The organism is Aureibaculum algae (assembly GCF_006065315.1).
In the GTDB taxonomy this organism is placed as follows: domain Bacteria; phylum Bacteroidota; class Bacteroidia; order Flavobacteriales; family Flavobacteriaceae; genus Aureibaculum; species Aureibaculum algae.
This window is the reverse complement of the sequence record NZ_CP040749.1, coordinates 1,627,513-1,651,574: the sequence shown is the minus strand read 5'-3', so window position 1 is coordinate 1,651,574 and position 24,062 is coordinate 1,627,513. Positions and strand designations below refer to the sequence as shown.

Annotated in this window: 23 protein-coding genes; 5 read left to right on the top strand and 18 right to left on the bottom strand. The window is 31.5% G+C overall.

The features are described from left to right. Nucleotides 1-175: 175 nt before the first annotated feature. Nucleotides 176-550 carry an endonuclease domain-containing protein gene (locus FF125_RS06685; RefSeq protein WP_138949032.1) on the bottom strand — a complete coding sequence of 125 codons (375 nt, stop codon included), beginning with the start codon at nt 548-550 and terminating at the stop codon, nt 176-178. Nucleotides 551-1,149: 599 nt separating this feature from the next. Continuing rightward, entirely contained in the window at nt 1,150-1,356 is a 207-nt protein-coding gene (locus FF125_RS06680; protein ID WP_138949031.1) for a DUF559 domain-containing protein, read from the bottom strand. Nucleotides 1,357-1,448: 92 nt separating this feature from the next. Between FF125_RS06680 and FF125_RS06675 the strand changes: the two genes are divergently transcribed. After that, nucleotides 1,449-2,249, top strand: coding sequence for a TIGR00266 family protein (locus tag FF125_RS06675; RefSeq protein ID WP_138949030.1), 801 nt, complete (start codon nt 1,449-1,451; stop codon nt 2,247-2,249). Nucleotides 2,250-2,345: 96 nt separating this feature from the next. Here FF125_RS06675 and FF125_RS06670 read toward each other — a convergent pair whose 3' ends face one another. The 9 genes from FF125_RS06670 to FF125_RS06635 all read right to left on the bottom strand — a co-directional run bounded on the left by FF125_RS06670 (nt 2,346) and on the right by FF125_RS06635 (nt 10,165). Beyond that, nucleotides 2,346-3,041: a DUF4369 domain-containing protein gene (locus FF125_RS06670; RefSeq protein ID WP_138949029.1), complete on the bottom strand. Its 696-nt coding sequence runs from the start codon at nt 3,039-3,041 to the stop codon at nt 2,346-2,348. A gap of 158 nt (nt 3,042-3,199) precedes the next feature. After that, the gene (locus tag FF125_RS06665) at nt 3,200-4,507 is read right to left on the bottom strand and encodes a DUF819 family protein (protein ID WP_138949028.1); all 1,308 of its coding nucleotides are present in this window, start codon (nt 4,505-4,507) and stop codon (nt 3,200-3,202) included. Between the two features lie 105 nt (nt 4,508-4,612). After that, nucleotides 4,613-7,147 carry a M14 family metallopeptidase gene (locus tag FF125_RS06660; protein ID WP_138949027.1) on the bottom strand — a complete coding sequence of 845 codons (2,535 nt, stop codon included), beginning with the start codon at nt 7,145-7,147 and terminating at the stop codon, nt 4,613-4,615. Between the two features lie 174 nt (nt 7,148-7,321). Then, complete coding sequence (locus tag FF125_RS06655) at nt 7,322-7,483, bottom strand: Arc family DNA binding domain-containing protein (protein WP_117884479.1); 162 nt, start codon at nt 7,481-7,483, stop codon at nt 7,322-7,324. 26 nt (nt 7,484-7,509) lie between these two features. Beyond that, a complete protein-coding gene (locus FF125_RS06650) occupies nt 7,510-8,436 on the bottom strand; it encodes an alpha/beta hydrolase (RefSeq protein WP_138949026.1) in 927 nt (308 codons plus the stop codon). Beyond that, nucleotides 8,433-8,942: a hypothetical protein gene (locus FF125_RS06645; protein WP_138949025.1), complete on the bottom strand. Its 510-nt coding sequence runs from the start codon at nt 8,940-8,942 to the stop codon at nt 8,433-8,435. The genes FF125_RS06650 and FF125_RS06645 overlap by 4 nt, the downstream gene beginning before the upstream one ends. Before the next feature lie 16 nt (nt 8,943-8,958). Then, nucleotides 8,959-9,117, bottom strand: a complete 159-nt coding sequence (locus FF125_RS06640; RefSeq protein ID WP_138949024.1) for a DUF4177 domain-containing protein — start codon at nt 9,115-9,117, stop codon at nt 8,959-8,961. A 33-nt stretch (nt 9,118-9,150) separates the two neighbouring features. Next, entirely contained in the window at nt 9,151-9,309 is a 159-nt protein-coding gene (locus FF125_RS21865; RefSeq protein ID WP_175418879.1) for a hypothetical protein, read from the bottom strand. A 1-nt stretch (nt 9,310) separates the two neighbouring features. Beyond that, the gene (locus tag FF125_RS06635) at nt 9,311-10,165 is read right to left on the bottom strand and encodes an SPFH domain-containing protein (RefSeq protein WP_138949023.1); all 855 of its coding nucleotides are present in this window, start codon (nt 10,163-10,165) and stop codon (nt 9,311-9,313) included. A gap of 113 nt (nt 10,166-10,278) precedes the next feature. On the opposite strand from FF125_RS06635, the gene FF125_RS06630 reads away from it, so the two are divergent. Beyond that, on the top strand, nt 10,279-11,061 hold the full coding sequence (locus FF125_RS06630) for a S1/P1 nuclease (RefSeq protein ID WP_138949022.1): 783 nt from the start codon (nt 10,279-10,281) through the stop codon (nt 11,059-11,061). Nucleotides 11,062-11,087: 26 nt separating this feature from the next. Here the strand turns inward: FF125_RS06630 and FF125_RS06625 are convergent, their stop codons facing one another. Beyond that, nucleotides 11,088-12,170, bottom strand: coding sequence for a hypothetical protein (locus FF125_RS06625; protein ID WP_138949021.1), 1,083 nt, complete (start codon nt 12,168-12,170; stop codon nt 11,088-11,090). Nucleotides 12,171-12,447: 277 nt separating this feature from the next. On the opposite strand from FF125_RS06625, the gene FF125_RS06620 reads away from it, so the two are divergent. After that, nucleotides 12,448-13,113: a M15 family metallopeptidase gene (locus tag FF125_RS06620; RefSeq protein ID WP_250629699.1), complete on the top strand. Its 666-nt coding sequence runs from the start codon at nt 12,448-12,450 to the stop codon at nt 13,111-13,113. 58 nt (nt 13,114-13,171) lie between these two features. Here the strand turns inward: FF125_RS06620 and FF125_RS06615 are convergent, their stop codons facing one another. The 3 genes from FF125_RS06615 to FF125_RS06605 form a co-directional block, all read right to left on the bottom strand. Beyond that, nucleotides 13,172-15,421: an FUSC family protein gene (locus FF125_RS06615; protein WP_138952443.1), complete on the bottom strand. Its 2,250-nt coding sequence runs from the start codon at nt 15,419-15,421 to the stop codon at nt 13,172-13,174. A gap of 285 nt (nt 15,422-15,706) precedes the next feature. Then, nucleotides 15,707-17,635 carry a molecular chaperone HtpG gene (gene htpG / locus FF125_RS06610; RefSeq protein WP_138949019.1) on the bottom strand — a complete coding sequence of 643 codons (1,929 nt, stop codon included), beginning with the start codon at nt 17,633-17,635 and terminating at the stop codon, nt 15,707-15,709. A 129-nt stretch (nt 17,636-17,764) separates the two neighbouring features. After that, nucleotides 17,765-18,301 (bottom strand): outer membrane beta-barrel protein, encoded by a 537-nt coding sequence (locus FF125_RS06605; RefSeq protein ID WP_138949018.1) that lies wholly within the window; start codon nt 18,299-18,301, stop codon nt 17,765-17,767. Between the two features lie 153 nt (nt 18,302-18,454). Between FF125_RS06605 and FF125_RS06600 the strand changes: the two genes are divergently transcribed. Then, nucleotides 18,455-19,459, top strand: a complete 1,005-nt coding sequence (locus FF125_RS06600; protein ID WP_138949017.1) for a 3-oxoacyl-ACP synthase III family protein — start codon at nt 18,455-18,457, stop codon at nt 19,457-19,459. A 196-nt stretch (nt 19,460-19,655) separates the two neighbouring features. Beyond that, nucleotides 19,656-19,907, top strand: coding sequence for a hypothetical protein (locus FF125_RS06595; protein ID WP_138949016.1), 252 nt, complete (start codon nt 19,656-19,658; stop codon nt 19,905-19,907). Between the two features lie 275 nt (nt 19,908-20,182). On the opposite strand, the gene FF125_RS06590 is transcribed toward FF125_RS06595, so the two are convergent. The 3 genes from FF125_RS06590 to FF125_RS06580 all read right to left on the bottom strand — a co-directional run bounded on the left by FF125_RS06590 (nt 20,183) and on the right by FF125_RS06580 (nt 24,062). Beyond that, nucleotides 20,183-22,195, bottom strand: a complete 2,013-nt coding sequence (locus tag FF125_RS06590) for a DUF349 domain-containing protein (RefSeq protein WP_138949015.1) — start codon at nt 22,193-22,195, stop codon at nt 20,183-20,185. A gap of 132 nt (nt 22,196-22,327) precedes the next feature. Then, the gene (locus FF125_RS06585; protein WP_138949014.1) at nt 22,328-23,074 is read right to left on the bottom strand and encodes a shikimate dehydrogenase family protein; all 747 of its coding nucleotides are present in this window, start codon (nt 23,072-23,074) and stop codon (nt 22,328-22,330) included. Beyond that, the gene (locus FF125_RS06580) at nt 23,031-24,062 is read right to left on the bottom strand and encodes a DUF368 domain-containing protein (protein WP_138949013.1); all 1,032 of its coding nucleotides are present in this window, start codon (nt 24,060-24,062) and stop codon (nt 23,031-23,033) included. Before FF125_RS06580 ends, FF125_RS06585 begins: the two co-directional genes overlap by 44 nt.

The following is a 24,062-nucleotide window of genomic DNA, read 5'->3' as shown; positions in this document are numbered from 1 at the left end:
ACAAAAAGTATCTGGCTTCTAACCTATGCTTAAGACAAGATTTAATAGGGTGTACATTTCTAGTTAAATAAATAATCATCTCAACAAACCATAAATCGTAGCTGGCTCCTCCCTTGTGCAAAGGGAGGTGATCACGCTTTTGCGTGATCGGAGGGATAGTTTTTTATAACACCAGCTAAATTTCAGAAGGTTTAAAATTATTTCTAATCTCTCGTAATACAGAAGGTAAATAATCAAAAACCATTTTATTTTCGAAACGAATTACAGTGTACGCTAATTCATTTAAATAGCGTGTTCTGTTAGCATCATATTCTTCTGCAGTAGGATTGTAATGCACTTCACCATCTAATTCAATAATTAATTTCTCAGAGGCACAATAAAAATCAACTATATAATTTCCAATACTGTGTTGTTTTACAAACTTTTTAGCGTCAAGTTGTTTACCTTTAAGGTGTTTCCACAAGAAAGCCTCTGCAGGAGTTAAGTTTAATCTCAGTTTTTTTCTTAAACTTTTTAACCTTTTATTATTATGACCGTTTTTGTTATTCATTTAATACAAATATAAAGAAACTATCCCTCCGTCCTGACCAAAAAGTCAGCACACCTCCCTTTGCACAAGGGAGGAACTAATTCGAAATAAAGTTTTAGCTATAAAATTCATATAGTATCTGGTTAGCATCTTGTACACAGAGGGGAATGAATTTTGTATTTCAAAGAAGAAAGGGGGAGATAGCTTTTTTATCCACTTCCTTGACTTTATAGCTAAGACACCTCACTTTGGATAAGAGTTCAAATAATTGCAAATAAAGTTTCAGTCAATAAAATTCAAATAGTACCTGGTTCGAAACGTGCACTTAAGACAAGATTTAATAGGGTGTACATCTCTAGTTAAAAAAATAATCACCTAAACAAAACACAAATCGTATCTGGCTCCTCCCTTGTGCAAAGTGAGGAACTAATTGCAAACAAATTTTTAGCTATACAATACAAAAAGTATCTGGCTTCTAACCTATGCTTAAGACAAGATTTAATAGGGTGTACATTTCTAGTTAAATAAATAATCATCTCAACAAACCATAAATCGTAGCTGGCTCCTCCCTTGTGCAAAGGGAGGTGATCACGCTTTTGCGTGATCGGAGGGATAGTTTTTTATAACACCAGCCAAATTTCAGAAGGTTTAAAATTATTTCTAATCTCTCGTAATACAGAAGGTAAATAATCAAAAACCATTTTATTTTCGAAACGAATTACTGTATACGCTAATTCAATTAAATAGCGTGCTCTTTTGGCATCATACTCCTCGGCAAGAGTAATGATATGCACTTCACCATCTAATTCTTCAATTAATTCCCTCACTCACTGTAACAATTTGACCTAAAACACTACCTATACATACAATTACCAAAGATTTTTGTAATTTTAATAACCATACTTTAAATCTAAACACAATGACATCACACGAAATAGATTATACCATTTACGGAGAAGAAATGCAATACGTAGAAATAGAACTAGACCCGCAAGAAGCTGTTGTTGCTGAAGCCGGAAGTTTTATGATGATGGATAACGGTATTAAAATGGATACTATTTTTGGTGATGGTTCTGGACAAACAGAAGGTGTGTTGGGTAAATTATTTTCAGCAGGAAAACGACTGCTTACCGGAGAGAGTTTGTTTATGACCGTTTTTATGAATGCAGAACAAGGCAAAAAGAAAGTTTCATTCGCTTCACCTTATCCTGGCAAAATTATTCCACTCGATTTAACCAATTTTAATGAAAAATTCATTTGTCAAAAAGATGCCTTCTTATGTGCAGCCAAGGGCGTTTCTGTTGGAATAGAATTTTCTAAGAAACTAGGCAGAGGCTTATTTGGAGGTGAAGGGTTTATTATGCAAAAATTAGAAGGTGATGGTATGGCATTTATGCATGCAGGTGGTACGGTTTCTAAAAAAGAATTACGTGCTGGAGAAAAATTAAAAGTAGATACGGGTTGTCTCGTTGGCTTTACCCAAAATATTAATTATGATATTGAATTTATTGGAGGTATTAAAAACACCGTTTTTGGTGGTGAAGGCTTGTTCTTTGCAACCCTAACAGGTCCTGGAACTGTATATGTGCAATCTTTACCTTTCAGCAGATTAGCTGGCAGAATTATAGCTTCTGTACCAAGAACTGGTGGTAAAAGTAAGGGTGAAGGTAGTATCTTAGGCGGTATTGGTGACTTATTAGATGGAGATAATAGATTTTAGACGAGCTCGCCGAAGATATAATAGTTCAATTCTCCAACTTTAAAAAGAGCAGTGAATTTTTACTTGCGACACCAAAACATAAATACGTTGTAATTCCTAATTACTTTTCTTTCTCTCCTTTATAAAGTCGCTAAGTATTTTGCCATACTTAGAGTCCTTAATTTCTTGAGTTAGACTGTTATTAACGCTGTCAATCCAAACAATATTTGCGTCACTAAATTCAGTTAACGCAACAAATGGAGCCACTTCTTTATCACCATTGTTGATAGCGAAATTTATAGCATATCTATATCTGCTTTTTAATAACCTATGAATAGCATTTGATACTGAGTCTATTCTTACTGTATCATTATCTCTTTTCGCTTCAAAATCAGCCTTTAATAAATCCAATCGTTTTCCGCTGTACTTATTTTTAATTTCATTATACTCATTCAGCAGTTTTTGATTGCTTAAGCCATTAACCTCTGCAGCAAAATTAAATTTATCTAATCTAGTATTGATTGTTATAGTCCCTTTTTCGCCAAAGAATGCAATTTCTTTACTTGGCGACTTATCCAAGGATAGAAAATACATTTGAGGACTTTCAACATCACAGGAAAGTGTAAACGTATCTGTACCGTCAAGTGCTATTGAATCGACAACAACAAATATTGAATCATTTTGTTTTTGAAGATATAGGGTACCTTTTTTCATATCTTTAATCTTTCCTTGCACGATCATCGTGTTTTCAGATTTCTTTCCACATGCTACAAATAACAAAGTAACTAAGGCAATAACAATTGTATTTTTCATTGAATTAAGCTAAAATTTTCGGATGCAAATATAGTGGTCTTTACTTAATGTTCTAAAGTATTACGTACAAAGTATTCAGAATTCTGTCAAAAAAAAGTTAGAGTCATAATATAGGAATCCTCTTTTCTAATTTAATCAGTCTCAACAATAGCAACTTTTTACTGAGCAACAATTTGCATTAAGATGGTACATGCAATAGCCCCAACCGTACCCACCGCATAGCCAAATACAGCTAACAAAACCCCAACTGTTGCTAATGACGGATGAAAGGCCGAAGCCACTATGGGTGCAGATGCCGCACCACCTACATTTGCTTGACTACCTACCGCCAAAAAGAAATAAGGAGCTCTAATTAACTTGGCTACCAATATTAAAAGTGCCGCGTGAATTGTCATCCAAACAAACCCAATGGCTAACAGTCCTAAATTTTCAAAAATTTGAGTTAAGTCCATTTTCATACCAATGGACGCTACTAAAATATAAATAAAGACGCTCCCAAATTTACTTGCACCAGCTCCTTCATAATTTTTTGCTTTTGTAAATGATAATAGTATAGCAATAATCGTTGATAAACTAATCATCCAGAAAAATTCTGAATCTAAAAAAGTAAAGACATTCTTTGTAGTTGGATTTTCAATTCCTTTAACAACATTTGAGAAAAAATCAGCCAAATAACCAGCACCAAAATGAGCAAAACTTACCGTACCAAAAGCTATAGCTGCCATTATCATGAGATCATTTAAACTCGGATTTCTTTCAATTTCCGCTGAATAGTTGGAAACTTTTTCCTTTAAGCTTTCTATGGCTGAAGTATCAGCTTTTAACCATTTATCAATACGTTTAGACTTACCAATACCGATAAGTACTATGGCCATCCAAACATTAGCAACCACAATATCTACAAATACCATTCCGCCATATAATTTCTGATTGAAACCGTAAATTTCTAACATTGCCGTTTGATTCGCTCCACCACCAATCCAGCTTCCTGCTAACGTCGCTAAACCTCTCCATACGGCATCTGGACCTGCACCGCCAACAGTTTCAGGTGAAAATATTGAAATTACTAAAATGGCGATTGGTCCCCCAATGATAATTCCAACAGTACCTGTAAAAAACATAACTAAAGCTTTCCAACCTAGGTTAAAAACGGCTTTTAAATCAATGCTCAGTGTCATTAAAACTAAAGCAGCAGGTAATAAGTAACGACTAGACATATAATATAAACTTGTACTGTGCTCTGTTACCGTTCCATTGTCAGAAACTGTTTGCCATTCTGGAGCAATTAAACCCGCTGTTGTAAATACCGCTGGTAACATATAGGCTACAAATAATGCAGGAACTATCGCGTAGAATTTTGACCAAAAACCTTGTTTTTTTGAAGATGTGTAAAAAATAAAACCTAATGCTAACATTAAAAGTCCAAAGACAATAGTGTCATTGGTTATAAACGGGGATGTATCCATAATGTTCGTTATTCGCTATTTATATTAATTATTTTTAATATTCTTTATTCAAAAATCAAGAGGTACTTAGCTGCATTGAATTATGCTCCAAATGACAGGATTAATTTATTGTCCTACCATAAAAATGGCATTACAAAACACCAACTTTCCATTTTCCCAAAAGCTTCTGAATAAAGGATTATCAGCCAAATAAATTACAGCTCCTCTACCCTTATCTTCTACACCAAACACTAATGATTCGTCAATATTTTTCAGGGCATTAACTCCTGCAAAACCACTCACTAAATCATTCTTGCTTTTTATAACACTTACATTACCACCATCTTTTAAATAGGTGTAATGGTTGCTATTTAAACGTAATGTATGATAGCTTTTTTGGTAACCAAAACCAAGCGGATGAGTATTATCCATTGATGCTTTAAAGATACTTCCTGTTATAATATTAGATAAAGACTGTCTTTCTAAATTGTCATAATCCTCTAAAATTAATTTTTCTTTCCATTCTTTATCCGCTTTCTCATTTTCTTTTTTATCATCCTCATCTTTAAATGTAGCCAAACCAAAATCGTCACTATCTGCAAATGTATTTAGAGCTCTATCAATGGCTACTATTCTACCTCCACTTTGAACCCATTTTTTAAGCTCACTCAATTTCTCCTTATTTAAAACACTCCCATATGAACCACTAGGTAAAACGAGAACGTCATATTTATCTAAATTTATTCGTCCAAAATAGTCCGTATCCAAAACCGTTATTGGATATTTAATTTGTTGTTCAAAAAAGTGCCAAACTTCTCCAAACCCTAATGATGAAACTCCATCTCCAGATAGCACTGCTATTTTTGGAGCTTTTAAATAACTTACCGAACTAGAGCCAAAATCTTTACCTTCAGAAACCAAACCTGTAGCAACGCCTGTTACTACTCTATCAAACTTTTGTGTAGCTTCACTAACAATTTCATCAAATTTTTCACCTAACTTTTCGTTACCTCTACGTGTAATTATTAAAGTTCCTGCATCATATTTTTTGCCTTCAACCGAAAAAGCCAATTGAGAAAACCTAACTTTCACTTTATGTTGTAATAAAAATGACAAAAACGAAACATCTGTGGTACTATTCCATTTTGCTAAATAAGCATAAGGATTTTCTACTCCGACCGGACGTGCTCCTTTCACATCTTCAGAAACAGATTCCGATGCCAGCGGACTACTTAAAGCATAGGTCTCCAATCCTCTACTATACGGTAATGCCCATGCTGTAATATCATAAGTTAATGAATCTACAATTTTAGTTTGAGGCTCAAACAATGCATTTATAAAATTAGATTTAGGCTGATTTGTGTTTATTACAATGTCTCTTGAACTAATTTTTACAGATCTCGTTTTGTTACTTTGATAATCATATGCCTTTACAGAATTGGAAGTGGTAGACCAACCATATTTTATTTGATGACGATCTAATAACTCTTTTAAACTGTTAATTTTATCTTTATCGTTTTTACCACTAACTACATAACTTTTGTATTTACCTTTTGGATTATTTCTAGCATTCTTAAAATAGGTAATAAATTCTTCTTGTAATTTATCAGCATTTAACGACGTCATTTCTATTGTCGATATTCCGGTTGTATAGTGATGTGCAATTCTATCTTTTAATGTTAAAACGTCTTCATCTGCAGTTGTAATTCCTAATCCTGCTCTTCCACTTCCTCCTTGCTCATAGGTCATACCTATAGCTCCATTGTACAATGGATAAGTATCGCCATAGCTAGGATATAACAAATCAAATACCTCTTTCGTAAAATACAACCAACCATTTTTATCGAAATACTTAGCATGATTTGTTCCAATTGCTACTTGAAATTCTCGTTGAAAATTGGTTATTACCTCATGGTACGGTTCTGCTGCAGGAGCAAAATAATAAGGATTGTTAACACTTTGCTCATGAAAATCTACATGAACATGTGGCATCCATTTATTATATTGTTTAAGTCGTGATTGCGTTTCTACTTGTGATGACCATGCCCAATCTCTATTCAAATCAAATAAATAATGATTTGCTCTTCCTCCAGGCCAAGGTTCGTGATGCTCTTTTGAATCTGGATTTGTATTATAGGGTTTGTTTTGATATTGATTATACCAATTTACATAACGCTCACGACCATCAGGATTGATACAAGGATCTATAATTACAATGGTATTTTCTAACCATTTTTTTGTTTCCGTATTTTTTGGATCTACTAAAGCATATAAGGTTTTCATGGCCGCCTCTGTACTAACAGACTCGTTTCCATGCACGTTATAACTTAACCAAACAATCGCAATGTCTTTCGTAGCTTCGCCTTCTAAAAGACCTATTGATTTCAAATGATTGGTTCTTATACTCTCTAATTTAGAAAAATTCTTTGGTGCTGTAATAAATGCCAACTGTAGTGAGCGATTTTCATATGTTTCGCCGTACTTAATAAGTTTAACATTTTCATTTTCGTTAGCAATATGATTAAAATAATCTACTACTTGATGATGCCTTGTAAAACGATCTCCAAGTTCGTAACCCAAAAATTCATTAGGTGATTTAGATTGAGAAAAGGAGAAATGACAAATGAGAACAATTAGACTGAGGAGTATTTTTTTTTTCATCGGATAGTTTTATTGTTTCAAATATATACATAATGTTTAATATTTAAGATATACTTTTAATTAAAAACTTAACCGAAATCTACACAAAATTGTATATTGATTTATGGAAATATATAATGTAATAAAGTTGCTTTCTAGCTTTTAAACACAACTTTTAGTAATTGTAGAATAGTTTTAATCTTTCTTCTTAGGCTCTCTTTTCGCTTTTTTTAGCGTTTGTTGTAGCATCCACTCTATTTGACCATTGGTACTGCGGAATTCATCCGCAGCCCATTTTTCAATAGCTTTGAAAGTCTCTTCATTTATCCGCAATGCAAATGCTTTCTTTTTTGACATAATACTCAACTACTTCTTATCAATTTTTATTGATTGATAAATTTTGAAATTCCTTCGACTAATTTTTTACTAATTTGCAAATCGGCTTTGGAATACGTACTTATATTTTCCATTCTATCTTCACTTTCTACCATTTTAAAAACATGATTCATGTTTTCAATAATAAGCAATTGAGAGTTTTCATCTGCTTTATGTAATAATTCAGCATCCGTAACTGGTACCTGAATATCCTTAGTACCATTAACAATTAAAATGGGAACGTTTAATTTTTTAATTTCCTCTTGTGGATTATATTTCATCCAAGACCCCCAAAAGGGTTGTAATGATTTTCTAAAAACAGAAACCAATAACGGATTAAAATTTTCGTCGATTTTACCAGATTTAATAATTTCAAAGGTCTTCTCCATATCTCCTTTAAATAGAGGAGATTGAGCAGAAACCTGCTCGATAAGTATTTTATCTATTGTTCTTCCTGCTCCTGCTAAAGAAATAAAACCATCAATACGTAATTGGCCAGCAACCATGCCCACCAAACTACCTTGCGAATGACCAGCAATTGTAATACTAGAAAACTGTGATTGATCCTTAAAATAATTTATTACAGCAATAGCGTCGTTGATAAAATCATCGAAAGAAATATCTTCTTCTTTAAGTCCTTCTATTTTTGATAACGTAATACTGCTTTTATCATAGCGATATGTAGCAATATTTTTACCTGAAAGACCTTCTGCCAGCTGCTTTAAGTAATTTCCTTGACCGCCATTTCTATCTACCGTCCCTGAACCAGGTATAATAATTACCAACGGAACAATGTCACTTTTAGGTGACAATAACGTACCATTAACAGTCACTTTTTCGGATGGAATATTGAGTTCTGTTTCTATAAAATTATTTTCTTGACTAAAACTAAAAAGAACGACAAAAAAAGCAATAACTACCAGTTTTATTTTCATACTATAGGTTTTATAATTTTGGATTTATAAACATTTAGTATGCGTTCAGCTTCAACTTCTTTTTGAGTACCAATTAGCATCTTTTTTCCATTTTTTAAAACAATTTGAATACCTTTATTCCCCATAACATTAAAAGCTTTTCCACCAGATTTAAAGATATATCCTCTGAATCCCCATCCTCCATATTCAGTTATGGCATTGTATTTTCGTACATACACCTTGCTAATATCATTCCAAACTATTAAATATTGCTTTCCTTGAAAAGGGGTAAAACGATAATGTATTCCTTTATCATCTATCCTAGTATGTAAAGTCATCATACGAATAAAAAGAACGGCACCAGCTATCAATAAAATTGAAATTATCAAGGAAGTTTTAGCCGCAATATCTGTACTAATATCATCGGAATTTATCAGTATGGGAATAATCATAAACAATAAGCTAGCTCCAATAATAACATAGAGCCACCATTGACTAAACTTCTGTTTTTCTATGAAGATTTTCATTTTCTACATTTTAATATTATCTATTTTTGTCTCTTTCAAAAACTATCCTTGCGGTATGCTCTGCAATATGAAATGCTTTCCATCCTGATTGAGCATGCTGATTTAAAGTATCTTCAAGCCTTTTGTTATTACCGGTTAATCCTTGTTTCCAATTAACTACTTTATATTCTATCATTTTTTTATTTTTAAATTAGTTATTGTCTTCTCTTTAAAGAATAAAAGCTACCAAAACACCAATTACAATACCTATTGATGTACCATAAACAATACCCATAGCTACATTTCCTGAAACAGCTCCAATTGTAGTACCTAAACTACTTCTTAAAGCACTTCCTAAAGCGATACTGTAAATTTGTTTTTTATTCATTCTAAGTTAATGTCCCTGTATTAACCACTGGTGTTGCATCTTTATCAGAACATAATATCACCATTAAATTACTAACCATAGTCGCCTTTCGATCTTCATCAAGATCTATTATATTCTTTTTACTTAACTCATCCAACGCCATTTCTACCATACTTACAGCTCCTTCAACAATTTTATGTCTAGCCGCCACAATCGCTGTAGCTTGTTGACGTTTTAGCATTGCATTTGCAATTTCTTGAGCATATGCCAAGTATCCTATTCTAGCTTCTAACACCTCAATACCAGCCATTGCCAATCTTTCTGACAACTCCTGTTCTAAAGCCTCACTCACTTCGTTAACACTTGCTCTCAATGTAATATCCTCATCTAATCCTTCATCAGCAAAATTATCATATGGATATAAACTTGCCAATTTTCTTACTGCTGCATCACTTTGTACCCGAACAAAATTTTCAAAATTATCAACATCAAAAGCCGCTTTGAAAGTATCTTGAACACGCCAAACCAAAATAGTACTAATCATAATTGGATTACCAAGCTTGTCGTTTACTTTTACACGCTCACTATCAAAGTTACTTGCTCTTAAAGAAATTTTTCTTTTGGTATAAAAGGGATTTGCCCAAAAGAAGCCATTATCTTTTACAGTACCAACATACTTTCCGAAAAGCAACAACACTTTTGATGTGTTAGGATTGACTAAGAAGAAGCCAGGAAGCAGAAATATTCCTATAATAACAGCGACCACAAAGACCATATCGAAAGTAACAAACCCGTAAATACCTCCACAAATTAAAACGAGACTTAAAAACAGCATAAAATAACCGTTGGGTACTTTTATAATTTTTTCTTCTTTCATATTATTTGATTTAAAATGATATTATTTTGATATTGCTAAGATATAACATTATTTTTGATATTTACAAATAGTATCACCAATTTATTTCTTACTTTTGTAGAAACATTTTATTTATGATCTCAAAATTTTCACTTTTTATATCTGTCCTATTTATTTCAAGTTCAATCTTTGCTACTTCTATAGAGTGGGGACCAACTGGACACAGAACTACAGGAAAAATAGCCGAAAATCATTTAAAGAAAAGCGTGCTTAAAAAGATTGACAAGTTATTAGACGGTCAAAGTCTAGCATTTGTATCTACTTATGGAGATGAGATAAAGTCAGATAAAAAATATAATAAATTTTACACATGGCATTATGTGAATATGCCTTTTGATAAAACTTATGAAACATCAGAAAAAAATCCACAAGGTGATTTGGTTACGGGTATAAATAAATGTGTTGAAGTTTTAAAAGACGAAAACAGTTCTAAAGAAGACAAGGCTTTTTATTTAAAACTGTTAGTCCATTTAGTAGGCGACTTACACCAACCTATGCACGTTGGTAGAGCTGAAGATAAAGGTGGAAATACAGTACAAGTACAATGGTTTGGTAGAGGCACAAATTTACACCGCGTTTGGGATAGTGACATGATTAATGAATGGGGAATGAGCTACCTTGAATTGGCAGACAACGAACAAGACTTATCTAAAGCACAATTAAAAGCTATTCAAGCAGGTTCTGTTATTGATTGGGTTAATGAATCGCATGATCTTACTAAAAAAGTCTATGCTTCTGTTAAAGTTGGTGAGAATTTACGATACCAATATAACTATGATCACTTTAAAACCGTAAGACAGCAACTTCAAAAAGCTGGAATCAGATTGGCCGAATTGTTAAATGATATTTTTGCTTAAAATCTTTTAAACAAATTTTACATTTACTAAATATCATCAACTTGATTATTTCTAATAAAATTAGGATTCAAGTTTTCATAATTTCGACCAACAAAACCTAAAGCACTTTTTAATATATCTCCCATATTATTTGCTTTCTTAAATTCAACATCACCAGTAAGTTCTAACAAACCTTCTTTTAGTTCTATAACTTTCTCTGGCGTAGATATTACATCTTTACACATACAATCTAACACTTCGCTTAAACGAGTGTCTTCACTAGCCGCTCTTTTTGCTAATAGCGAACGTTCTTCTAATTTATATTGGTCAATAGATTCTTGACGAAGCAAATCTAAAGTCATCTCTACCAATTTATTATTTTCCTTTAAAAACTGAGGTTTATAGACCTTTGGATTCCCTTCATAACTTTGTTGATCAAAATCAATTGCCCTGATTCTATAGAGTATTCTATCAAAATCATGAGTAAGTACCATTACATAATTATAAGACCGCATGTCACCCAACAAACGCACAAAACAACGTTCATTAAACTTTACAAACTCTTTAGCAATTGTTCTTTTATCTTGTTCCGAACATTGATCTAAATGATTTTCAATAAACGTATCGCCCGGTATGCCAGAAATATGCTCTTCAATTAATGTATCCTTATATACTAAGAAATAAATGTAATTTGGTGACAATAAATGCTCCAATTCCAATCCATAAATACGAGATGCGTCCGCACTTTTAACATAAAAATAAGTGTATATATCATTTAAAATATTTCTCACCTTTATCCTAAATGGTTTTGAGTTACCAAAAGTGCAAAAATCTATACTATCAATATTTAAATAGGGTATTAACGTATCACTTCCATCCGCATTTAAAATAGTATAAATTTGCTTTAAACTAAACTCAATTTCATTACGCTCGTGTTCTGCAAAAAAGACACTAACCCATAAGGTATCATTACCATCTTCATCAAAAATTTCTATTGCTCCTTGAAAACGTAACAAATCATCATAAAAAATAGGAATCTTTATATTTCTACCATGCCTTGTCAAATAAGCAGAAAGCTTATCTGAAATAGGAAAGCTCGGTTTTTTCTTTGACATTAATTTATGAATCATTTTATAATTTTGAAATTTTGTTAAATATAGTAATTAATAAATATAGATATTAAGTTCTAGCTTATAGTTATGCTATTCATGGAGATAATAAATATTTCTATTAATGGTACATTTTAAGCTTATTTTTCAATAATAGATCTTAAATAACAAAAGCAATAGCACAACTGCAGTAGTGTCATTGTATTCTTCTGTAAAATATATTGAATAGTTTTGCGTTAAACACTTAACCCAAAAGATTAAATTAATGAAAATTTCATATTTCATAAAACTTTTAACAGTGATATTACTAGTTAGTATCTCAAATCAAGTTAAAGCTCAAGAAAATTCTGGAACCTTGCCAAAAGGTTTTGTTTATGCTAAAGAAGTAATTCCTAAATTAAGAACTGATTTACGCTATTATTCTGAAAACAATTTTATTGGAAAACCTATAGATGGCTACAACAAACCCAAGTGTATTTTAACCAAAGAAGCTGCTCAAGCTTTAAAAAAAGTACAACAGGACTTTGAAAAATTAGGTTTTGGTCTTTTAGTATTTGATGCATACAGACCTCAACGTGCTGTAAATCAATTTGTAAAATGGGCACAAGACACTACGGATACTAAAATGAAAAATCAATATTATCCTAACATAGATAAAAAAGATTTATTTAAAGAGGAATATATTGCTGCTAAATCTGGTCATAGTAGAGGAAGTACGGTAGATTTAACTATTGTTTCTTTAAAAACAGGACATATATTAGATTTAGGTAGCGACTTTGATTTATTTGATAAAAAATCTCATGTTAACTTTAAAAACGTAACTAAAAACCAACGCTCTATTCGATTGATGTTGCAACGTAGAATGGTAAAGCATGGATTTAAACCTCATGAAAAAGAATGGTGGCATTTTACATTAGCAAAAGAACCTTACCCCGACACTTACTTTGATTTCTCAATAGAATAATAAAATAAAAAAAGCCGCTTAGTAAATACTAAGCGGCTTTTTTATGGAATAAGTATTTTTATTTTACAAGTTCCTTATACTTAAACGTTGCTTTTTTAAGATTATCAGTCAAGTTTCTCAACCAAATTAGTTGATTGTATAATAAATGTGCTTCTTGCAAATTAATGAGCATCTCTTCCTTTACATCAAGTTGCCCTGATTTTATTTCCTGATCTCTTTCATTTGCTAGATTTATATAATTATCTAATAATTCTTCTTTCGCATTTTCAATATTATCGTCCTGATTAATTTTTAGCTTTTTATTCTTATCTAAAATATTACGAGCCTCTTTTAAATTATTACTTATATGTATAATAAAAACATCAAATTGTTCATTTAAAGAGGAAACTTTATGCTTTTGAATAAAACTACCCAAAGATGCAATAGCTGATATAATCGTATGATTTAAAGTAACTATATCATAAATAAGCTGATATTCTTTCTGCTTAGATTTCGGATCTTGCGTTACACGTTGAAATGCAGCATTTAATTCACTCATAGCTAAAAAAGCTTCCTTTCTAGGCATTTTATAATGTGTATTTAATCCGTTTGTTTTATTATATAGCTTTTGAGTTGCCAATAAATAATTATTGTTTGCTTTTAAAACAGCTAAAATATCCTGATCTAAATTCTTGAATTCCCAAAGTGGCCAAAGCACATAATTAGCAATAACTGCCAAAATTGCCCCAATTAGAGTATCTAAAACTCGGTACCCTATTACTGAAAATGCATTGGGCTGCAATAGAGCATATACAAAAATAACATGGAGGGTAATAAAAGCCGCTCCAACCTTATAACTTTGCTGAATTAATGAGAACGCAAATGTTAAGGATAAAACTGCCAAGACCCCATAGACTATTATATTTTGGGTAGTAAAAATAATTAAAGCTGCAACAGCCGCCCCAATAATTGTTCCTATAATTCTATTTAAAAAACGCTCTCTGGTCAATCCATAATTAGGACGCATAATTACAATTAGCGTCAGAATTATCCAATAGGCATTTTTTATATCTAATAAACTTCCCAACAAATAAGCAGCAACCACCGCTACACTTAACCTTAAGGCATGTCTGAATATGGTAGATTTAAAACTCAAATGCTCTAAAATAATAGAAAATCGGTATTCTTGAAGTGTAATAAACTGGCTTTCTTCTTGTTTTTTTACTGATAATTTTGCTGCGTTTTTTACATTTGCCATTACGCGTCTTATAGCCCTTATTTGATATAACAGCTGTTGTTGATATGTGTAAATATTACGAAGTGTTAAGGCTCCTTCCCTAGCCTCAGGTAAACCTACTTCTGCAACATAATTATCAATCTCTTTATGTGCATTTGCAAAAACGTTTAGTAATTCGTTTTTTGTAGGTATTTTATCATTATTGATTATCGCTTTAGACAGCATTACTAAATGCTCCCCCATAACAACATTAACGTTACTAAAGGTCTCTAAATAATTTTTTTTTGTATTGAATAAATCATCAATCTTCGAGTAATCTAAGGTGTTTGCCAATGCCAACTCCAAAATATCTATCAACGAAATAAATATAAGTAGTCTTCTTTCTTCATAATGTGAACGCCCCGTTTTCCTTCTGGTAATTAAAAGAGATTCGCGAAGTGTTTCATGCTTCTCGCTAATTTTAGTTTGAAGTTCTAATATTTTCTTAAACAAATCATCATGTAAATCACGTTCCGTTAATAGCCGTCCTCGTAATTTTAAATATTCACCTGTTAATTCTAGCGTATCTGATAGTAATTTTTTTTGATCTTTTTTAGAAGAAATCCGACTTAATAGCAGCGAAATTATGAGATACCATAGGCCTCCTATAATTAATAGACCAACATGTAACAAAATATCAATGCCACTTATATCCTTAACTGCTAAGGCTAACACCATTGCTAACAAACCTGAAAAAGCAATTAAGGAACCTCTAAAACCATATACAGCAATCATGGCACTAAAAAATGATAAAATTGCCAAAGCTATTAGTAGTACTAAGAAATAGGGTTTTGCAAATAGGATTAATAGGGTAACAATTGCGGTTAAGGAAATACTGATGAATATACCATTAACTTTTCGCTTTAAACTTCCTGGAATATCACTAGGTGCGTTTACAAAAGTTCCAAAAACAATAGGAACTATTATAGCAGTCTGACCAATAGAATATAGTATAGCGATTGGTAATGTCACAGCAATAGTTAATACAATACCTCTGTAAAAACTAGCTCCTTTTAAAAATAACTCAATTGATTTTAACAAGTTGCCTACCATAATTAAGTGACGCAAAGATAGTTTATTAGGGTGAGGATAGTTATATTCTATTTGCAAGATTGTATGCTTAAATACCATGTGCTAGTAAAATCAAGACTATGGCTCTCTAATTATTAATTTAACATAACTACTCATAAAAAAAACCGCCTTCCAATAAATTAGGAAAGCGGTTCAATATTTAATAGGGTAAAGCAATTATTTCATCAATTAGCTACGCTGATTAATTTCCTAAGTTCGTTTTTGTTTACGTTATTTTATTCCAAAAAATACCGAACAACAATCTACTTATTTCATCAATTCAAAACTACGTTTGATAAAACTTGTTAAATCCTTACCTTTCAATAAGTTTTGAGATAATTTTGCCAAATCTAAGGCCTGATTCACATATTCTTCTTTTTTACCTTTAGATTTAATAATTTTTTGCATTAACTCATTATTGGTATTCACCACCAAATTATACATTTCAGGAAAATTACTCATTCCCATCATTCCACCACCACCAGTTTGGCTCATTTCTTTCATTCTACGTATAAACTCAGGTATAGTAATTATAAAAGGATTCGCATTAGAATCTAACGCTTCTAATTGCACTGTATATTTATCTTTAGGTACAATTCCTTCTACAATCTCTTTTAATTTTGTTTTCTCTTCGTCTGATAATTTTGAAATTTGCTCTTCGTCTTTTTTAATCAAATTATCAACAAAATCAGAATCTACTCTCGCAAATTTTATAGGCTGTTTTTCTGCAGACAACTCAGAATTTTCACCTTCAATTTTTTGAATTAAATGAGAAATTATCGGAGAGTCTAACAATAATACTTCATAACCTTTTGCTTTTGCCTCTTCTATATAACCATGTTGCTCATCTACATTAGTAGCATAAAGCAATACAATGTTTTTATCTTTATCTGTTTGTGCTGGTTTTACTTTTTCAACCAACTCCTCAAAAGTAAAATACTTATCATCTACTGTTGGAAACAATGCAAATTTTTGAGCTTTATCAAAGAATTTAGGCTCTGAAAGCATTCCATATTCAATAACAATTTTAATGTCATTCCATTTTTGCTCAAAACCTTCTCTATCATTTTTAAATAATGATTGTAATTTATCACCCACTTTTTTAGTGATATAGCTTGAAATCTTTTTTACAGCACCATCAGCTTGCAAATAACTACGTGATACATTTAAAGGAATATCTGGAGAATCAATAACACCACGTAACATTTGTAAAAATTCTGGAACAATACCTTCCACGTTATCCGTTACAAACACTTGATTTTGATACAATTGAATTCTATCTTTTTGCACATCTAAATTGGTAGTCAACTTAGGAAAATACAAAATACCTGTTAAATTAAAAGGATAATCTACATTTAAATGAATGTGGAATAATGGCTCTTCAAATTGCATTGGATACAACTCTCTATAAAAAGATTTGTAATCTTCATCTTTTAAATCGGCAGGTTGTTTTGTCCAAGCAGGGTTCGGGTTATTGATAATATTATCTACCGTAAGTTGCTTATGTGGTTCGGTTGTTTCTTTACCGTCCTTATCCTTGATAGTTTTAGGCTCAAAAGTAGGATCATTTATTTCTTTGGTACCAAATTTAATTGGCACAGGCATAAACTTATTGTATTTCAATAACAATTCACTAATTCTGTGTTCTTCTAAAAATTCAGTAGAATCATCAGCTATATGCAATATAATTTCTGTTCCTCTGTCTTTTTTCTTAGATTTTGTCAATGTAAATTCAGGAGAACCATCACAAACCCAATGTATAGCACCTTCTTCCTCTACATGTGATTTTGTAATAATTTCTACTTTTTCTGCTACCATAAAAGCAGAATAAAATCCAAGTCCAAAGTGTCCTATAATTCCTGAATCTTTGGCCGAATCTTTATATTTTTCTAAGAACTCTTCAGCTCCAGAAAAAGCAACTTGATTGATATACTTTTCAACCTCTTCTTTAGACATTCCCACACCATGATCGATAATATGTAATTTCTTACCTTCTTTATCAATTTTAACCTCAATTAGTGGGTTATCATAATCAACTTTGGTTTCACCAATTGTAGAAAGGTGCTTAAGTTTTAATGTTGCATCTGTAGCATTTGATATTAATTCTCGTAAAAATATTTCATGATCAGAATACAAGAATTTTTTAATTAACGGAAATATGTTTTCAACTGAAACATTAATTTTTCCTTTTGCCATAATATGTAAGTTTTAAATTATTTTTATAATAGTAGTTAGCTATAGTCAAAAAAAATACCAAGATCATTAAAATGACAAGATGGCAGATTTCCACATTTTAATGTCTCGGTATTAAGAGTACTCAGTATTTTATTTGCCAAAACGGTACACAAGACCTAATTGAAAACTATTAAACTTTGCTGATGAATCGTATGAATAATTATTTTTCAGAGACTCTGTGAATGCATAATAATATCGTGCTTCAATTGATAAATTTTTAATTATTTCATAAGCAACACCAATTGTAGCTCCAAAATGGATATTATTAAAGTTTTCATTATCGGTTAATAAATAGCCAATCTCTGGGCCCAAGAAAACCTTAAACTTTTTTCCAATTTTATAGGTTCCCAGTAAAGGAACACGCAATTGATCAAAATCATTTTTAACAGAAGCATAAGTAATTTCTGGTCGCAAACCGAATTTTTCAGACAGCTCAAATTCAGCAAAGGCACCAAAGTAAATACCTTCATTAAAATTTGTATCCGTTTTTAGTCCACTATTTTGAAAAGAAATATTTGTTGCTCTTTCTGAATTGAAAAATCCAGCCTTAATTCCGTACTCCTCTTGGGCATTCGAATTAGCAATGAAAGTGATCAGCACAAAACTGGTAAGTAATAATTTTTTCATAAGATTTGATTTTAAGATTAAGTGTTAAAATTACAATACTGTCTATCTAAAAAATTTGTTAATTAACCACATTTAACTTTTGTTAAGTTAAATTAACTTAAATATAAATTCAATTAGATTACTTAACTTGCATAGTATTAAAAAATAATAAACATGTACAATTCAAAAATTACAGGACTAGGTTTTTACGTTCCTGAAAATATTGTCACCAATGACGATCTTTCAAAACTAATGGATACAAATGATGAATGGATTCAAGAAAGAACGGGTATAAAAAGAAGACGGTGGATTCCAGAAGACAGTGACCTAACCTCAGCAACAATGGGTGCTAATGCTGCCAAAATCGCCATTGAACGTGCAGGTTTAACCAAAGATGATATTGATTTTATTGTATTTGCAACGTTAAGTCCTGATTACTATTTTCCTGGTTGTGGAGTTCAAATACAAGACATGCTAGATATGCCAACTATTGGAGCTATTGATATAAGAAATCAATGTTCGGGTTTTGTATATGCTCTATCAACTGCTGATCAGTTTATAAAGACAGGTATGTATAAAAACATATTGGTTATTGGATCTGAATACCATTCTAATGGCTTAGATAAAAGTACTCGTGGTAGAGGTGTTTCTGTAATATTTGGAGACGGTGCCGGTGCTTGTGTTTTATCAAGAACAGAAGATAACAATAAAGGTATTTTATCTTCACATTTGCATAGTCAAGGAAAATATGCAGATAAATTAATAGTAAAATCACCGAGTATAAAACATTGGATACCTGAAATTTTAGCATCTACTGAAGAGGATACTTCCTATTATCCATATATGGATGGGACATTTGTTTTTAAAAATGCAGTAGTTCGATTTAGTGAGGTGATTATGGAAGGCTTAACAGCTAACGATCTGACAGCAAAAGATATTGATATGTTTATTCCGCATCAAGCCAATTTACGGATTTCACAGTTTGTTCAGAAAAAATTTGCCTTAAGTGATGATCAAGTCTATAATAATATAATGGAATACGGAAATACGACTGCTGCATCTATTATTATCGCCTTAGCTGAAGCTCATGAAAAAGGTAAAATTAAGGATAATGATTTAGTGGTATTAGCTGCGTTTGGTAGCGGATTTACTTGGGGAAGTGTAATTATAAGATGGTAATTAAATCTAAAAAAATAAATTTTAAATAACAAATTCCAAAAATGAGTTAATGCCTAAATTTTTTAGAAAAAATATTCCAAAAACAATAACCTATATTTTAGGTGAAATTTTTATCGTGGTATTAGGAATTTTTATTGCTGTTAATTTAAATAACTAGAATGAAAACAGAAAAGAGAAGCAAGAAGTAAATAAGGTTTTGAAGGCAGTTTATAATGATTTGCAAACTGAAAAACACATCATGGTAATGTGGAAAAATCATTTAAAACACAGTATCGATTATCTTACTCAGGTTACTACAAAAGAAGCGATTCACTTAGATTCATTAGCTATTTACCTTGATAGTGAATTCTATCATGCAAAAATGAACTCTGCATACATCAACTTAAAATCAGGTGGCAATTTAAACACCATATCCAGTGACACCACAAGAGGTGCTTTAACGGGATGATATGAAGCAGGTTATGACTCCTTTGATGCCTTTTCAAAATCACATAAGGCCTTTATTTATAATAATGTTCGCCCTTATATTCTTTCAGCGTTTTTAATCGATAGAAATAATCTAGCAGATACAGTAATTGTCAGACAAAAACTAAAAGACAACCTGTTATTAAATTTGATAAACTCTCAAATATCTGCTAATGAGAAAATAAGTAATCATGTACTGGATACTGTTAACATAAGTACCGTAATAAAATATGTAAAAAAAGAATTAGATAAGTTCGACTAATAATCTAGACTGGTTATATAATTTAATTTAGTTTTCCAGATTTCTAATTGATTATTATAGTTTTCAATATTATTCTGAACTCCTTTTAAAAGTGGATTGTCCGCATTTGTATTTGCGAAGAAGCCCATATTATTCTCTAATTGCTGAATTTCTCTAGTAACTTCATCTATTTTCTTTCTTACAAAAAGCTGCTCACTGTCAAGTTTTCTATAATTGTTTGTTTCTACATAACTATTCACCATATTCTTAAACTTTAACATGGCAATCTCTTTCTCATCTAGGTCTAACTTCCCATAAAGTGAATTTAATGTTTTATTAAATTTCACTTCAATATGATGCATATTATGTGGTAAACTTTCTAACTTATTCCAATCATCAATATAAGAGTTAATAACCTCTAAGCTTACTACTTCATTTTCATCGGCTTGACTTTTAAGGTTATCAAGCATTTCTTTCTTTTTATTAAAAGCTTCTATTTGCTCTTTATTTGCCTCGTCTTGCTTACCATGTAATCTGTCAAAATAATGATTACAGGCATCTTTAAATTGTTTCCAGATTTTATCAGAAAATTTTCTTGGCACATGACCAATCGTTTTCCATTCTGCTTGAATCTCTTTCATAACTTCAGTGGTGGCGTCAAAATCTTCACTATCTTTAAATGATTCTGCCTTCGCTACTAAAGCATTCTTTTTTTCTAGGTTACTATTTTGTTCGTTCTTTATATTTTTATAATAGCCATTCTTAAGCTTATTAAATTTTCTAGTTGAATCTTTAAATTCATTCCAGATCTTGTCATTTACATTTCTTGGAACCTTACCTATTTTAAAAAACTGCTGTCTTAATTCCTCTAATTCTTTTATCTTTTGCTGCCAATACTTATGAGAAGTATTACTACTATCTTCTATTAGATTAGAAATTTTCTCTATAACTTCTCTTTTCTTATCTACATTCTCCTCATACTTAGATTCTAAGACCTTTTGATGCTCGTGTCTTTTCTCATGAATCTTTTTAGTGGCATTACTAAATCGATCCCAAATTTCTTCTCGATGTTCTCTAGCAACTGGCCCTACTTCTTCCTTCCATAATCTATGTAACACTTGTAATTCTTTAAAAGCCGCATTTAAATCTGTCATTTCTGCTAATTGCTCAGACCTTTCCGCTAATTTCAATTTTTCTTCTAAATTATGCTTAAAATCAAGATCTCTTAAATCATTACTTAAATGTAACAAATCATAAAATCGCTCAACATGATGTTCGTAAGTACGCCAAGTATCATTGTATTGAGCACTAGGAATTCTACCTACACCACGCCATTTTTCTTGAAGTTCCTTAAAATGAGCATACATAGTAGATGGCTCTGCATTATCAATAAGTTCTTTTAAATCTTCAATTAAAGTCAATCGTTTTGTTAAATTGTCTTTTTGTTCACTGGCTTTTTCAGCATAGAATGCTTCTCTTTTTGTTTTATACTCAAAAAGTAAATCATTGTATGCAGATTTTATGGGTGTACTATAATAGAAATCAATCTCATTACCTCCTTCAGCGATAAAAGCTTCTTTCTTTTCAGCCAATAGTTGACCAAATTTTTTATTGAAATTCTTTTTTATGGTATCAACATCTGTTTTGATGCTTGTTATATTATCAGTCTTTAATAGTTTTTGAAGCTCTTTAACCAGTTGCTCTAAATCTAACGTATCAAAACTTACTATTTCTTCGTCCTCAGTCTTATCTTTTGTTGTTTTAGAAACTACGATCTCTTCTTCTGAAACAGTTTCTTCTTCTGAAACTTCAGTTTTCACTTGTTCAGTTTCTGCCTTTTTATCGTCAACTTCTATCGGCTCCGTTTTTTCTTCAACAACTATTGGGCTTTCTGTTTTTTCAACTTCCTTTTCAGAAATCGCTTCGTCAACGCCTTCTTTTTTCAAATGCTCTACATTTTCTGTAATTGCCTCGATTTCTTTTTCCGTTGATTTTTCGTCTTCTGTACTATTTGATTTATCGTCTAACATTATTTTAATGTTTAAGGGTTCCACTTTTAAAACTAAAAGTTTTTAAAGATAGTAATAGGATTGACAAAATGCAAACCTATTTATATATTTAGATACAATATTTTTTGTTTGGTTGCGTAAAGCACAGTGAACCTATAAGTTCCAGATCTCCCATGCTTTTTCAGCTTGTAACTCAAGCATTTTAGATCCATTTACAATTTTAGCTCCTTTTTTCTCTCCTTTTGCTAAAAAAGTAGTTTTGTCAGGATTGTAAATTAGATCAAACAACAGATGCTTGTCTGTAAGGTATTCATAAGGAATAGTGGGACATTTATCTACGTCAGGAAATGTTCCTAAAGGTGTACTGTTTACGATCACAGTATAATCACGCATCACTTCCTTTGTAATTTGATCATACGAAATTTGACCAGCTATAGGCGTACGAGACACTACTGTATATTCAATATTTAATTTTTTTAACACATATAATATGGCTTTTGACGCCCCTCCAGTACCTAATACCAAGGCCTTTTTATGATGAGATTGTATCCAAGGCTTTATAGACTCTTGAAAGCCATAATAATCCGTATTGAATCCAATCAATTTATGATCATTAGTTATTTTAATTGTATTCACTGCTCCTATTTCTTCTGCAACAGCATCTATTTTATCCAAAAAAGCAATTATTTTTTCTTTATAGGGAATTGTCACATTAAAACCTGCAACTTCTTTCAAATTGATTTCCGAAAACTCATTAATATTTTGAAAATCAAAATTACCATATTCGTGATTGACCAAATTTAATTCCTTAAATTTTTTAGTAAAATAATGTCTCGAAAAGGAATAGGAAATGTCTTTACCTATCAATCCGAATTTTCTTTTTTTTAGCATTTTTTCCATAAAAATCAATTATTAAAACAATTCCGATTCCCAATAACATAAAAGTAATGGCCAACCATGTTTCTGTTTCTGTAAAATCTGGAATAAATCGTTTGTAGTTTTCTATTACTTTATGTCCTTTAGAATCAAGTAAAAAATTACCATTATCTAACTTATACACTGCACGTTTCCATGGCCAAACTATGCCCAAAGAACCACTGATAAACCCAATAATTACAGCAGTTACCAATTGATGCCATCGTTTTAATACGTAAGCCAAAATTTGAGAGGTAAACACTAAGCCAAAGACAGAACCAGCTCCAAAAACGCCTACAATTTTTAAATAGCGTATTCTAACTACATCTTTTAAAAATTGAAAATCACCTTGAAAAAGATCAATAATGGTTTTGTATAACATATTAACGGAATCCACCAACAGCAGTACATAGTTCCCTAACAATATCAAAATAAATGAGCCTGACAATCCTGGTAAAGTCATTCCTGTCACACCAATTATCCCACAAAAAAACACAAAAAACAAATTGTCGTTTTCCTTTGCTGGGCTCATAAAGCTAATGGCGATTCCCACTGAAATTCCGAAAAATATTCCTATAATATTTTTTGTTGACCAGTCTTTGAATTGCTTACTGATATAATATATAGAGCCTATTATCATTCCAAAAAAAGAACTCCATACGAACAACTCGTAATTTTTTATAAAATAATCAAGTACTTGAGAAACCGTAAAATAACTAAAAATACTACCCGAAAAAATTAAGATTAAGAATTGTGCATTGGTATATTTATAAAAACTTTTAAAACGTCCGTTTAACAATAATTTAAACGCTTTTCCATTAACCTTTTGTAATGAGTAAATTAACTCTTCATAAAAACCACCGACAAAAGCTACTATACCCCCAGAAACACCTGGTACTTTATTTGCCGCACCCATTGCCAACCCTTTCAAAAAAAGGAAAAACCTATCCGAAATGGTACGCTCTCTAGACAT